Genomic DNA, 12,270 nt, shown 5'->3' with positions numbered 1-12,270 from the left:
CTTCTCGGTGGCACTTTCGGTAGCCGCCAGCCTGATCATCATGGTCGGCACGGCCGGCCTGGTGACGGCCTAAGAACAGGGTCTCCCGCTCGCTTCCCCTCGCGAGCGGAAACCTGACGGGAGGGGTCACCCCCTAGACCCCTCCCGCCGGGAAACAGAACACGAAGGAGTAACGACGAAATGGGTATCTTCTCTCGAACCCGCGACATCATTGCCGCCAACGTCACCGACCTGCTCGACAAGGCGGAAGATCCCGCGAAGATGATCCGCATGATCATCCTCGAGATGGAGGAAACGCTGGTCGAGGTCCGCGCTTCCGCGGCCCGCACCATCGCGGACCAGAAGGAAATGCGCCGCCACATCGCCAAGCTCGAAAAGCTCCAGGAGAGCTGGACCGAGAAGGCGGAGCTGGCGCTCTCCAAGGGCCGCGAGGACCTGGCCAAGGCCGCGCTCGTCGAAAAGCAGAAGGCCGCCGACATGTGCGACCAGCTGAACGAGGAGATTGCAGTGCTCGACGAAGCGCTCAAGGCTTCGGAAGAGGACATCAACAAGCTCCAGACCAAGCTGCGCGAGGCCCGCGCCCGCCAGAACTCGATCGTCACGCGGCTGGAAAGCGCCAGCAACCGGGTGCGCCTGCGCGAGATCACCAACGGCTCGCGGGTGCAGGATGCCTTCTCGCGCTTCGATGTCCTCGAGCGCCGGGTAGACTTCGCCGAAGGCCGCGCGGAAGCAGCCGGCCTGGGCGCCGCGCCCAAGACGCTCGACGAGGAAATCGCCGAACTCCGCTCGTCGGAGAAGGTGGATGCCGAGCTCGAGGCCCTGAAGGCCCGCCTCAACAAGGGAGCCTAAGCGATGGAGGAAGTCTTCCTTCCGATCGTCATCGTCGGAATGCTCTTCATCGGGCTCCCCTGGGTGATCATGCACTATATCACCAAGTGGAAGCAGTCCGGGACGATCACCAACGAGGACGAGAAGCTGCTCGACGAGCTGCACTACACTGCACGCCTGCTTGAGGAGCGCCTGCTCACTGTCGAGCGGATCATCGCCGCCGACAACCCCGATTTCCGCCCTGTCCGCGACGCCCGTCCGGAACAGAGCCCCTACGACATCTCGCGGAGGAACTGATCATGTCGAGCCGCACGAAATTCTACCTCGACAAGGCAAATGGCAAGTGGCTGGGCGTCTGCTCGGGGCTGGCCGACTACACCGGGATCGACGTCATCTGGCTTCGCCTCGGCATGGTGCTGGTCACCTTCAGCACCTTCCCGATGGGCCTGATCGCCTACATGCTGATCGCCTGGCTGGCCCCGGCAAAGCCCTACGGGCTCTACCAGGGCCCTGAGGAAGCCAAGTTCTGGCAGGGTGTCCGCTCGAACCCGACGCGCTCGACCGCCGAGGTCCGCTCGAAGTTCCGCGACATCGATCGCCGCCTGGCCGATATCGAGATGTACTATACGAGCCGCAACACCCGGCTCGCCGATGAGATCGACAGCCTGCGCTGAGCCAATCGCCAGGTAAGTCCACAGGGAGGAAGACATGAGGGAGTTGAGTTGGCTGGTACCGGTGCTGATCGTCGCTGCGGTGATGGCATCGGGAGCCTTCAAGACCTGGGTCCGTGCCAAGCATGGCTACCCGCTCGAGGACGAGGAAGGCCGCCGCGGCCGCCGGAGCTTCCGGGGCCAGAGCCGCGAGGACCTGGAGGCCGATCGCAAGATCGCACTCCTCTCGACCGAGAATGAGCGTCTGACCGGCCAGATCAGCCGCCTCGAAGAGCGGATCGCAGTGCTCGAGCGGATCGCTACCGATCCCGCCGAGCGGGTCGCCCGCGAGATCGACAGCCTGCGCTGAGGAGTGACGAGATGAGCTTTCCCTTCGCAGCCTTCGCCCCGGTAGCCCTGATCGTCGGTGCTCTGGTGGTCGCAGGATGGGTGTTCACCACCTGGCTCCGCATCAAGCATGGCTATCCGCTCGACGGGGCCTGGGGCCAGGCGGTCTATCCGAAGAATGACGACGCGGCGATGGAGCGGATCAAGCTCCTGAGCCAGGAGAACGCCCAGCTCCGTGCCGAACTGGGCTCGATCAAGGACCGGCTCGCCAATGTCGAGCGGATCGTGACCGACAGCTCGCACATGCTCGATCGCGAGATCGAGAGCCTGCGCGGGCCGAGCAACTGAGGAGATAGACGATGGAAATCAGCCCCATTCTCATCCCCATCCTGGGTATCCTGTGCGGCATGGTCGCCATCTTCGGCGGCGTCTTCCTCAAGCCCTGGTTCGCGCTGCAGCAGCGCAAGATGGAGCTCGAGGCGCAGATGGTCGCCGAGAAGGCAGCCCAGTACGCCGCCCAGACCGAGAGGCTCGAGCAGCGGGTCCGGGTGCTGGAACGCATCGTCACCGACAAGGGCGTCGATCTCGCCAACGAGATCGAGCAGCTGCGGGATGCCCCCCCGCTGAATTGAAAGTTCCCACGCGGCGCCGACAAGGGCCGCCAGTAAGAGGAAAGTCCGAAATGATTGCCATCGTGATGCTCGCAGTGCTGACGGCACTGTGCGGGGGCGGTATTGTCCTCGCCGAAATGCGGGACCGCCCTGTTCGCCGCGCCGCGCGGCTGGCCAAGGCCAACCAGCAGAACTGATCGATCAAAGCGCGTTTGAAGGAGTAGTGGAATGAACCCGTTCGAGATGGTTGTCGCGATTATCGTGATCGTCACGATCGGCAGCGTGCTCAAGGCGCGCTACGGCATCCACAAGGACAAGGACGGCAACGAGGTCTATCGCGGCAACAATGCCGACGCAGCCTCGGTCGCCGAGAATGCCCGGCTCCGCGACGAGGTCCGTGCGCTCAAGGAGCGCGTCCAGGTCCTCGAGCGCGTGGTTACCGACACCGAAGGCAGCGTCCGTCTCGACCGCGAGATCGAATCGCTGCGCGACAAGAACTGACGTCAGACCAAGGGAGGCATGACGTGACCCAGGATCCGACTCTCTACCTTACCCTCGCCGTCTCCGGTCTCGCCGGGATCGCCATGATCACCACCGCCGGGCTCTCGGGCTGGCGCGGCTGGCTGGCCCTGAAGCGCCAGGAGCTCGATGCCCATCACGGCCCCGAAGTGGCGACGGCAATGCCGACCGCGGCCTCGCGGATCGAGATCGCCGATCTCAAGGAGCGCATCCGCAAGCTCGAAGCGATCGCGGCGGGCGTGGATTTGTGAGCTGCCCCAACGAAGTCCCGTCATGCTGAACTTGTTTCAGCATCCAACTCTCCCCCCGCACATCGCCCATGGAGAGTCGGACCCTGAAACAAGTTCAGGGTGACGGTGGAATAAAGGCGAGGCCACGCTATAGCGCCCTGCATGACCAGCCTCGCCGACCTGCAGGACGAATATGCGTTCCTCGAAGCCGATGACCGCTACCGCCTGTTGATCGATCTGGGCCGCGGACTCGAGGAGATGCCCGAAGCGCTCAAGACCGATGCGACCCTGGTCCGCGGTTGTTCGGCCTCCGTCTGGGTCTATCCCACAAGGCGCGACGACGGCACGCTCCACTTCCTCGCCGATTCCAACGCGGCGATCACCAAGGGCATCATCGCACTGGTGCTGCTTACGGTGCAGGACAAGGCCCCGGCCGAGATCCTGGCAACCGATATCGAAAGCGCCCTCGCCCCGTTCGACCTGAAGAACCAGCTCAGCTCGAATCGCACCCAGGGCATCCCCAACATGATCGCCCTGGTGCGCGAAACCGCGCGGCGCTACGCGGCAGGCTGAGCAATCTTATTCTTCCCCGGCGAAGGCCGGGGCCGTCCTGGACCCCGGCCTTCGCCGGGAAAAGACGAGCCGGACACCAACCCTGCCCCACCTCACCCTTGCAATGTAGGATTTCGCCTGCTGGGCTGGCGCAGCCGGCCCCATGGCCAGCCGCTCTTTGACCCTGTCGGAAGAATAGGATCACGCACGCGCAACAAGGTTGCGAGATGCGCGGCATTCCCGAGAAATTAGGGAGAATAAGCCCGGCTGGAACCCGTTCTTGGCCTGTACTTCGTGTACTTTGGCGAGTAGTCGCCCCTTCGATGTTGGAAGGCTCAGCCGCGCTTGAGGCCCAGTTCCCCGGCCACGCCGTCGAGATCGGCACCCTTTGGCACCAGCAGCCATTCGCCCGGCCCGCCGGCGTCGATCACCGTCACCGCGCCGCGCGGGCAGACGCCCATGCACTTCACCTCGACGATCCCCGCCTCGGCCTTGCGACCCTTCTTCAGGCCGAGATGCTTGCGCAATGCCTTGGCGAGCGATTGCCTGCCTTTCGGCCCGAAGCCGCCGTCCAGCTTCTTCGAGCATTTGGCGCAGACCAGGACGGTATGTTCCCAGTTGGAATGGACGCGAAGCTTGCTCAATCGCCCTTCCAGGTGCGCCGCTCCTCGGCGGCCTTGAGCACGTCGTACGCCGCCTGGATCGCCTGGAAACGCTTGGCGGCCTCGGCATCCCCGGGCTTCACATCGGGATGATTGACCTTGGCGAGCCGGCGCCATGCGAGGCGCACCGCCTCGAAATCGCTATCGACTTCGAGCTCGAGCACTTCCAGGGCGCGGATTTCGTCGCGCGAACGGCTGCCGTCGCCGGGTCCGGCCCAGCCATTGTACTTCGCCTCGGCAAAGCCCGAGGCATCGCGGCGCTCATCGGCTTCGCGCTTGGCGGCTTCCTCGGCGGTCAGGCCCGCGAAATAGTCCCAGTTGCGGTTGTACTCGGCGGCGTGCGTCTCGCAGAAATACCAGCGCTCGCGGCTGTTCGGCGATTTGGGCGCGGGCCGGTCGCCCGGCTGGTCGCAGCCATGGCGATCGCACATCCGCACCTGCACGGCCTCACGCTCGGCGCCATAGGCGCGCCAGCGCGGAAAGCCCCAGTCGGAAGAACGTGTCGATCGTGCCATCCCGCCCAGATAGACACTCGGCCCGCAGGCGCAAGCGGGTGCGCGCCTGGCGCCGTCCCGTAAAATGATGCCAGAGGATCTATAAGCCGGGTTCTGTCCTCGCCTTTCGGCGATGTGCGACCATTCCTCTAGGCGACGGATTGCTCCGCCGCTCCAGCAACCAACCCGGGCGACGGGCCGGAACCAGGCCCATATGCCGCCCCTATTCGGTCTTGCTCCCGGTGGGGTTTACCATGCCGCTTCCGTTACCGGTCGCGCGGTGCGCTCTTGCCGCACCCTTTCACCCTTGCTGGCCCCGAAGGACTTAGCGGTCTGCTCTCTGTGGCACTTTCCCTGGGGTCGCCCCCGCCGGGCATTACCCGGCACCGTGTTTCCGTGGAGCCCGGACTTTCCTCGCGTGCTTGCGCACCCGCGGCCGCCCGATCCTCTGGCGGTGCCCCGTCTAGCGCCGCCGCACGCAACTGCAAGTGTTCAGGCGCCTTCTTCCGGGTCGACGGTGCGCATCGCGGTGCCCCAGGCCATCACTTCCACCTTCCAGGTGACGTTCAGCCCGGACGCCAGTGCGATCTTGCGATAGTCCGATCCCATGCCCACCACATCGTCGGCACCGCGCACCTCCGCGATCCGCCGGACCGCGTCGGTCGCCTCGCTGACGGTCGGAATGTTCACGGACGAGGGCACTTCGCCCTTGGCATCGGCGCGTGCCACGCCGGAAAGATAGGCCTGGACCGGGCCCAGGGATGTCGAACCGATATTGCTCAAGGCGAAAACCTCCGCCTTCCTATAGATCATCCTATACTTGCGGAGTTCCGCATGAATTTAGTGCACGGCTGCGTAACCAAATCCGGCTCAGTCATCGCCCTGCGGCTTGGGCAGGAGCAAGGCGAGCAGGAGACAGCGGCACTCCATGTCGATCTCGCCATCGACCAGCTCGGGACGGAAGCGGCGCTGGAAGGCGGTGACCGCTGCGGTCTCGTCGCTCACGTCATAGCCGAAGCGCTCGAGCGCCATGATGAAGCCGGCATCGGGCCAGCCCGGATCGAGCAGGTTCCTGGTCGGCCGCGGCAGCGCCAGGCGCAGCCGGGCCAGCGCGTGCCAGTTGAACAGCTCGCCCGGATCCTGCTTGCGCGCCGGCGCGACGTCGGAATGGCCGACGACGTTGCCGCGGGTGATCGCGTAGCGTTCCTTGATCTCGGCGACGAGCGGGATCACCGAGCCCATCTGCTCGGCCGAAAAGGGGCGATAGCCATGTTCATGGCCGGGATTGACGATCTCGATGCCGACCGAGGCCGAATTGACGTCGGTGATCCCGCGCCAGTGCGAGCGGCCAGCATGCCAGGCGCGCTTGTCCTCGGGAACCAGCCGGATGATGCTGCCGTCCTCGTCGACCATGTAGTGGGCCGAAACCTTGGCGGCAGGGTCGCGCATCCGCTCCAGTGCGGCCTCGGCGCTTTCCATGCCGGTATAATGCAGCACGATCATCGTGACCGGGAGCGCACGCTCGTCGAAATTCGGCGAAGGCGCATCGAGGAAGACCAGGCCGGTATGCATCGTCGCCGACGCTACCCCTGCTTGGCCATGGCGATCAAGCCGTTGCGAGCAACGTCCCAGGTGCCTCAACCCGCCGATAGAAGCCGCGATACTTCTCGCACGGGGTGAAATGGTCGGTCTGGCCGATCACCGTCTCGCCCGCACCAAGCGCGAGCAGGCCGCCCGGACGGATCGCCGAAGCCAGTGTGTCGAACACCTTGCGCCGCACCGCGACCGAGAAATAGAGCATCACGTTGCGGCACAGGATGATGTCGAAGCATCCCGCCGGCGCCGCATCGAGCGTAAGATTGTGCTGGCGGAACTGCAGCTTGCGGACCAGCTCGGGCTTGGCGACCCAATCGGCGTTCACCGAATCGAACCAGGTCATCATCCGGCGCACCGGCAGGCCGCGCTGGATCTCGAACTGCGAGAAGCGGCCGCTGCGGGCACGCGCCAGCGCCGCCGGCGAAACGTCGGTCGCCACGATCTCCGGATCGGGCATTTCCCGCTCGGAAAAGAGCATGGCGAGGCTCAGCGGCTCCTGCCCGGTCGAGCAGCCGGCGGACCAGATGCGCAGCCGGCGGTGACCGGCCTCGGCCTGCATCGCCTGCGCGGCATCGGCGATCATGTCGAGCACCGCCACGTCGCGGAAGAAGCTGGTTTCCTGGTTGAGCAGCGCATCGACCACCTGGTCGGCCAGCTCCCCGGTCCGCGCCGCGATGAGCTGGGCGACGAGCTCGTCGAGGCTGCCCAGACCGCGTTCCCGCAGGATCGGCTTGAGCGCGGTCTCGATCCGCCAGGTGCGGTTCGCTGCGATCTGCTGGCCGGCGCGCTGCTCGAGCAGCGCCGCGATCATGTTCATCGCGCCTGCCGAGGCGATCGGCGTGCTGCCCGGGATCATGCGCCGCCTCCGCCGCGCGCGATCAGCCGGCCGATCTCGTCCGGCGGCAGGATCGCGCTGACCCGGCCGGCATTGGCGACGGCGCCGGGCATGCCCCACACCACCGAGCTCGCCCTGTCCTGCGCCAGCACCTTGGCACCGGCGTCGATCAGGTCCTTGGCGCCTTCGCAGCCATCGCGGCCCATGCCGCTCAGCACCACGCCGAGCGCGCGGGCGCCGAACACTTCCGCGACGCTCTCGAACATCGGGTCGACCGAGGGCATGCAGCCGCTCGAGGCCTTTTCATGGGTCAGGCGGATCGCCGCGCCATCGGACATGCGGACCACGCGCATATGGGCATCGCCCGGCGCCACGATGATCCGGCCGGGCCGGATGCGCATGCGATCGGTCGCGACCTCACAGGGGCGGCCGCCGAGCACGGCGAGCTGCGTCGCGAAATAGCTCATGAACGAGACGGGCAGATGCTGGGTCACCAGGATCGGCACGCGGAAACTGGCCGGGATCGCGCGGAGCAGCTGGCTGAGCGCGTGGATGCCGCCGGTGGAGGCGCCGATCGCGACCAGGTCGAAATTCTCCGGGGCCTGGACCGGAAACTGGTAATGCGGGTGATGCGCCACTGCGGCCGGCTCGGCATGGCTGTGGTGCGCGGTGCCGGCAAGCGGAAGATGGGCCGGTTCGGGAAGCGACTGCACATGCGCCTCGAGCAGGCGCGAAAGCCGCTCCTCCAGCACTTCGGCGAAGCGGCCGCCGAATGCGCCGATTCCGGGCTTCACCAGCGTGTCCGCCGCGCCCAGCGCCAGCGCCTGCACGGTCACCGCCGCGCCCTGCTCGGCCGCCGAGGAAACGATCAGCACCTTGGCGCCCTTGCCCGCCGCGATCACGTCGGGCAGCGCGGTGATGCCGTCGATGCCCGGCATCTCGATGTCGAGCAGGATGATGTCGACGCTGTTGGTCTTCAGATAGTCGAGCGCGGCCCGCACATCGCTATAGGCGGCGGCAACGCGAAAGCGGCGCGTGCCTTCCACCATGCGCCCCAGCACCGAGCGTGCGACGACCGAGTCATCGACGATCAGCACCTGCGCCGGCCCGGCGGTGGTGCCGCTGAACCCGGTTTCCGCAAGAGTTGCGTGCGCCACCTTGGGCTCCTTGGCTGCGCCGCTTACGCGACGCCGACGATCTGCAGCTTGCTTTCCAGCGTCTCGCGGTCGAACGGCTTCATGACATATTCGTCGGCGCCGGCCTCGATGGCGGCGCGGATATAGGCCATGCCGTTCTCGGTAGTGCAGAACACCACCTTGGGGCGCTGCGGAAGCCCGGAATCCTTGAGCGCGCGCAGGAAGTCCATGCCGCTCATCACGGGCATGTTCCAGTCGAGCAGGATCACGTCCGGCGGGGTCTGGAGGCAGGAGTCCAGCGCCTCGCGGCCATCACCAGCCTCGCGCACTTCGAAGTCGAGCGTTTCCAGGATGTGCCGGGCGACCTTCCGGATCACCTTGGAGTCATCGACTACCAGACAAGTCTTCATTTTCCCCTGTTCCCCGCTTTCAGGTGTCTAGGTTGGGAGTGGACAGTGCACGAAAGATGTGAGTGCGACGTTAATCTTGCGAACTAATTGATCCCGGCATGACCGGGGACGAGGCTGGCGAGATCGATCGCGAGGATCGGTTCGCCGTCGCGCTCGACGATCCCCCGCCCCGCCCCGCGCCAGGCGGGATCGAGCGTGACGCCATGCGCAAGCGGCAGCAGGTCGAACGGCGCGACATCGTCGAGCGCATCGACCAGCATCGCGTAATGATGCCCCTCGACATGGGTGATCACCGCACGGCGCGCCGGGCTGCCGCCCGCCATGCCGAGCGCCGACTGGGTATCGACCACCGTCACCACGCGGCTGCGCAGCGCGGCAAGCCCGCGGACATGCTGCGAGGCACGCGGCACCGCCGTCACCTCGCCGATATCCACCACCGACTCGACCTGTTCGGAGTCGATCGCCACGGCACGCCCGGCAATCTGGGCGATGAGATAGAGATGCGACATCAGCGACCTGCCTTGCCGGAAACCCGGGCTTCGAGCGCGGAAAGCAGTCCCGCCCTGTCATATCTATAGACGCTATCGTCGCCCAGGCCGCCCGAAGCGCGCTTCTTTCTCAGCCGGACAACCGGCGCGGGGCTGCCCATGGCGCCCTGGTTCTCCTCGGTGGAGAGCACCACGGCCGGCGTCTCGCCCGGCGCCAGGCGCAGCGCGACGCGGTATCCCGAGGCTTCCAGCAGCGGCTTCACGAACGATGCCATCCAGCCGTCATTGTCGCCCGAGATCAGGCAAAGCGGCGGCGCATCCTCGACTTCGCGCTCGGCATGCTCGTCGAAGATCCACAGCATGTCGACCAGTTCGATCTGCTCGCCATCGACCAGCACGACGCCGGCGATCGGCCCCGGTTCGCGGGCCGGCGCGATCTCTTCGGGCAGCAGCACGATGTCGGCGGCTTCCTCGATCGCATAGCTGACTTCGTTGGTGCCGTCCTTGAGGCGCAGCACATTGATCCGCCCGAGCCCGTCCAGGTCGCCATGCGCGGCGAGCGGCAGGATGCGCTCGTCGATGGTCACCCGGAATCGGCCGGCGGCGAAGCGGACATTGGCGGCATCGACCTGCTCGACGCGGTCGACCGCCGCGAGCGGCACCGCCCGGCGCACGCCGTCGAGATCGCGGAACAGCAGCGCCGGCAGGCCCTGCGCGACTTCCACTTCTTCCTCTTCCTCGAACAGCTGCTGACTGTCGCGGCTGAAGTCCAGGCTCGCCGCCTTGGCCATGCCGGCGCAATCGAGCAGCAGCATCGGCAGGCCCGAGTCGGGCAAAGTCTGGCCGGCATAGAGGCCGGTGGACATGACGGCGGGCGAGGCCGGCTTGATGACCAGTTCCTCATTGTCGAGCACCGTATCGACGGCGAGCGCATAGCTCCCCTCGCTCACGCTGACGATCGCGAGCATCTGCCCGCCCTCGTCGCGCGCGGTGGTTGCCGGCAGGCCGAGCATGTCGGCGAGATGGATCAGCGGCATGCGGCGCTCGCGCACCGTGGCGACCGGCGATCCGCCGATCGTGTCGACCCGGATCGCATCGCCGCGCTCGGTGACGATCTCCTCGATCGACTGGCGCGGGATCGCGAAGCGCTGGCCATCGACGCCGACTACGATCGTCGAGATGATCGACAGGGTCAGCGGCACATGGATGGCGAGGCGCAGGCCCTTGCCCGGATTGCTGTCGAGCTCGACGCGACCGCCGATCTGCTCGATCGCCGCGCGCACCACGTCCATGCCGACGCCGCGTCCGGAGACTTCGCTCACCACGTCCTTGGACGACAAGCCCGGCTCGAACACCAGGTCGAGCTTCGCCCGGTTCGACAGGCTGCGCAGCTTGGCTTCGTCGCGCCCCTGCGCGACCAGCTTCTGGATCAGCCGCTCGGTATCGATGCCGCGGCCATCGTCCGCGATCTCGATGATGATCTGGTTGCCCGACTGGCGCGCCGAGACCGACAGGCGACCATTCTCGCGCTTGCCGCCGGCGCGGCGCTCGGCCGGCGCCTCGATGCCATGGTCGATCGAATTGCGGATGATGTGGACCAGCGGGTCGCGCATCACTTCGATCATCTCGCGGTCGAGCTCGACGTCCGAGCCCTCGACCTGGAGCATCACCGACTTGCCCAGCCCCGCCGCCGTGTCGCGCACCATGCGCGGCAGCGCGGAGAACAGCGCGTCGATCTTCTGCATGCGCGTGCGGGTCACCGTGTCGCGCATCTCGCCGACGGTGAGCGACAGGCGCTCGAGCGCCGCCTCGATCGCGGGATCGACTTCGCCCTGGCGCAGCCGCCGGGCCAGCTCGTTGCGAGCGAGCACCATATCCGACATGCCGGACATCATCCGGTCGAGCAGGTCGACGTTCAGGCGCACGCTGCGTGCCGGAGCACGGCTGACGATCGGGCCGGCATGGGCGATTTCCTCGGCGCCCTCGGCAAGCGCGGCGATCAGCAGTTCGTCGCCGCTGTCATCCAGCCCGGTGCCCGATTCGATGGCTTCGACCAGCTCGCCGATCCGGTCGACCACCGCGAGCACGGCATTGACCAGCGCGCGATCCGGCGCGCGCTTGCCGTCGCGGACCTGTGCCAGCACGTCCTCGGCGGCATGGCTGAGGCGACCGAGACGCGGCAGGTCGAGGAAGCCGCAGCTCCCCTTCACGGTGTGCACGAAGCGGAAAATGGCGTCGAGGCGTGCGCGATCGGCGGGATGCGCTTCCCACGCGACGATCTCGCCCGAAAGCGCTTCGAGCGTTTCTCGCGTCTCGGCGATGAATTCCTGCAGCAGGTCGTCCATGGGGCCCCGGAAAGCAAATTTGCGGGGGTCTTGTGCGGGATGGGTGGTTAAAAGGGCGTTAGCTGCTCCGACGAAAGACGCCGGCTTGCGCACCGCGATCGTCCATGGAACCCTGTCCTGCATGGACGGTACGCGCGCCTTCAGGAAATCAGCCGGAACATTCGCCAATTGCGAGAAAGCACCCGACTATGCCGAGCTGACTCCGCTGCGGATACCCGCAGGCTGGAGCATCGGCTGGAACCAGCTCCACCGCGACAAGCGCGTGGAGGACGGCGATTTTGGCGGCTCCAGTGTGTTCTACGCCACGAACCCCGGCAGGCGCTTCGTGATCGACGTGGAATTCCGGCCTGAGCATAACCCCGACGGCCATTTCGAGCTAACGGTGCAATATCAACCCTGGCCACGCGATGCACGCGGCAGGCGCCAGAACGATGCCCCTTTCGCGTTCGACGCCAATGCAAAGCTGATGCACAGCATCGAAACGCGCTCCTATGCCGAGTTGATCGAACAGCTCGAAACCTGGCTGGCGCGCTGCACGATCTGGTCGGTCGAGGGCAACTGACTTC

General features: G+C 66.3%; 20 protein-coding genes and 1 other RNA gene. 11 read left to right on the top strand and 10 right to left on the bottom strand.

From position 1 onward, the window contains the following. The first annotated feature begins 180 nt into the window (after nucleotides 1-180). The 10 genes from pspA to O3305_RS01800 all read left to right on the top strand — a co-directional run bounded on the left by pspA (nucleotide 181) and on the right by O3305_RS01800 (nucleotide 3,759). A complete protein-coding gene (gene pspA / locus O3305_RS01845) occupies nucleotides 181-849 on the top strand; it encodes a phage shock protein PspA (protein WP_184167390.1) in 669 nt (222 codons plus the stop codon). A gap of 3 nt (nucleotides 850-852) precedes the next feature. After that, a complete protein-coding gene (pspB, locus tag O3305_RS01840) occupies nucleotides 853-1,125 on the top strand; it encodes an envelope stress response membrane protein PspB (protein ID WP_183994719.1) in 273 nt (90 codons plus the stop codon). Next, nucleotides 1,125-1,502, top strand: a complete 378-nt coding sequence (gene pspC, locus O3305_RS01835; protein ID WP_184168326.1) for an envelope stress response membrane protein PspC — start codon at nucleotides 1,125-1,127, stop codon at nucleotides 1,500-1,502. Before pspB ends, pspC begins: the two co-directional genes overlap by 1 nt. A gap of 34 nt (nucleotides 1,503-1,536) precedes the next feature. Then, on the top strand, nucleotides 1,537-1,848 hold the full coding sequence (locus O3305_RS01830; protein ID WP_446745996.1) for a hypothetical protein: 312 nt from the start codon (nucleotides 1,537-1,539) through the stop codon (nucleotides 1,846-1,848). Nucleotides 1,849-1,859: 11 nt separating this feature from the next. Next, on the top strand, nucleotides 1,860-2,174 hold the full coding sequence (locus tag O3305_RS01825) for a hypothetical protein (RefSeq protein WP_269574901.1): 315 nt from the start codon (nucleotides 1,860-1,862) through the stop codon (nucleotides 2,172-2,174). 11 nt (nucleotides 2,175-2,185) lie between these two features. Then, nucleotides 2,186-2,458 carry a hypothetical protein gene (locus O3305_RS01820; protein WP_269574900.1) on the top strand — a complete coding sequence of 91 codons (273 nt, stop codon included), beginning with the start codon at nucleotides 2,186-2,188 and terminating at the stop codon, nucleotides 2,456-2,458. Nucleotides 2,459-2,508: 50 nt separating this feature from the next. After that, nucleotides 2,509-2,634: a hypothetical protein gene (locus tag O3305_RS01815; protein ID WP_260396066.1), complete on the top strand. Its 126-nt coding sequence runs from the start codon at nucleotides 2,509-2,511 to the stop codon at nucleotides 2,632-2,634. A 31-nt stretch (nucleotides 2,635-2,665) separates the two neighbouring features. Then, entirely contained in the window at nucleotides 2,666-2,938 is a 273-nt protein-coding gene (locus O3305_RS01810) for a hypothetical protein (protein ID WP_269574899.1), read from the top strand. A 23-nt stretch (nucleotides 2,939-2,961) separates the two neighbouring features. Next, nucleotides 2,962-3,207, top strand: a complete 246-nt coding sequence (locus O3305_RS01805; protein WP_269574898.1) for a hypothetical protein — start codon at nucleotides 2,962-2,964, stop codon at nucleotides 3,205-3,207. Between the two features lie 141 nt (nucleotides 3,208-3,348). Next, entirely contained in the window at nucleotides 3,349-3,759 is a 411-nt protein-coding gene (locus O3305_RS01800) for a SufE family protein (protein WP_269574897.1), read from the top strand. A gap of 314 nt (nucleotides 3,760-4,073) precedes the next feature. Here O3305_RS01800 and O3305_RS01795 read toward each other — a convergent pair whose 3' ends face one another. From O3305_RS01795 to O3305_RS01750, 10 genes are all read right to left on the bottom strand, one after another. Further along, complete coding sequence (locus O3305_RS01795; protein ID WP_269574896.1) at nucleotides 4,074-4,382, bottom strand: (2Fe-2S) ferredoxin domain-containing protein; 309 nt, start codon at nucleotides 4,380-4,382, stop codon at nucleotides 4,074-4,076. Beyond that, complete coding sequence (locus O3305_RS01790) at nucleotides 4,379-4,915, bottom strand: J domain-containing protein (protein WP_184167410.1); 537 nt, start codon at nucleotides 4,913-4,915, stop codon at nucleotides 4,379-4,381. Before O3305_RS01790 ends, O3305_RS01795 begins: the two co-directional genes overlap by 4 nt. A gap of 66 nt (nucleotides 4,916-4,981) precedes the next feature. After that, nucleotides 4,982-5,346: RNase P RNA component class A (rnpB, locus tag O3305_RS01785), an RNA gene on the bottom strand. A gap of 40 nt (nucleotides 5,347-5,386) precedes the next feature. Further along, nucleotides 5,387-5,677 carry a hypothetical protein gene (locus O3305_RS01780; RefSeq protein WP_269574895.1) on the bottom strand — a complete coding sequence of 97 codons (291 nt, stop codon included), beginning with the start codon at nucleotides 5,675-5,677 and terminating at the stop codon, nucleotides 5,387-5,389. Nucleotides 5,678-5,764: 87 nt separating this feature from the next. Then, nucleotides 5,765-6,466: an N-acetylmuramoyl-L-alanine amidase gene (locus O3305_RS01775; protein ID WP_269574894.1), complete on the bottom strand. Its 702-nt coding sequence runs from the start codon at nucleotides 6,464-6,466 to the stop codon at nucleotides 5,765-5,767. Between the two features lie 34 nt (nucleotides 6,467-6,500). Continuing rightward, nucleotides 6,501-7,346, bottom strand: a complete 846-nt coding sequence (locus tag O3305_RS01770; RefSeq protein WP_184167418.1) for a CheR family methyltransferase — start codon at nucleotides 7,344-7,346, stop codon at nucleotides 6,501-6,503. Continuing rightward, entirely contained in the window at nucleotides 7,343-8,374 is a 1,032-nt protein-coding gene (cheB, locus tag O3305_RS01765; RefSeq protein ID WP_269576425.1) for a chemotaxis-specific protein-glutamate methyltransferase CheB, read from the bottom strand. The genes O3305_RS01770 and cheB overlap by 4 nt, the downstream gene beginning before the upstream one ends. Nucleotides 8,375-8,505: 131 nt before the next feature. Then, nucleotides 8,506-8,871 carry a response regulator gene (locus O3305_RS01760; RefSeq protein WP_086129096.1) on the bottom strand — a complete coding sequence of 122 codons (366 nt, stop codon included), beginning with the start codon at nucleotides 8,869-8,871 and terminating at the stop codon, nucleotides 8,506-8,508. A gap of 83 nt (nucleotides 8,872-8,954) precedes the next feature. After that, complete coding sequence (locus O3305_RS01755; protein WP_184167421.1) at nucleotides 8,955-9,380, bottom strand: chemotaxis protein CheW; 426 nt, start codon at nucleotides 9,378-9,380, stop codon at nucleotides 8,955-8,957. After that, nucleotides 9,380-11,704 (bottom strand): chemotaxis protein CheA, encoded by a 2,325-nt coding sequence (locus O3305_RS01750; protein ID WP_269574893.1) that lies wholly within the window; start codon nucleotides 11,702-11,704, stop codon nucleotides 9,380-9,382. The genes O3305_RS01755 and O3305_RS01750 overlap by 1 nt, the downstream gene beginning before the upstream one ends. Nucleotides 11,705-11,789: 85 nt before the next feature. Here O3305_RS01750 and O3305_RS01745 point away from each other — a divergent pair, with 85 nt between their 5' ends. Further along, nucleotides 11,790-12,266, top strand: coding sequence for a hypothetical protein (locus tag O3305_RS01745; RefSeq protein ID WP_269574892.1), 477 nt, complete (start codon nucleotides 11,790-11,792; stop codon nucleotides 12,264-12,266). The last annotated feature ends 4 nt before the right edge of the window (nucleotides 12,267-12,270 follow it).

Origin of the sequence: Sphingomonas sp. NIBR02145 (genome assembly GCF_027359115.1) — a bacterium.
Taxonomy (GTDB): domain Bacteria; phylum Pseudomonadota; class Alphaproteobacteria; order Sphingomonadales; family Sphingomonadaceae; genus Sphingomonas; species Sphingomonas kyeonggiensis_A.
The sequence above is the reverse complement of the archived record's forward strand: the minus strand, read 5'-3'. Positions and strand labels throughout refer to the sequence as shown.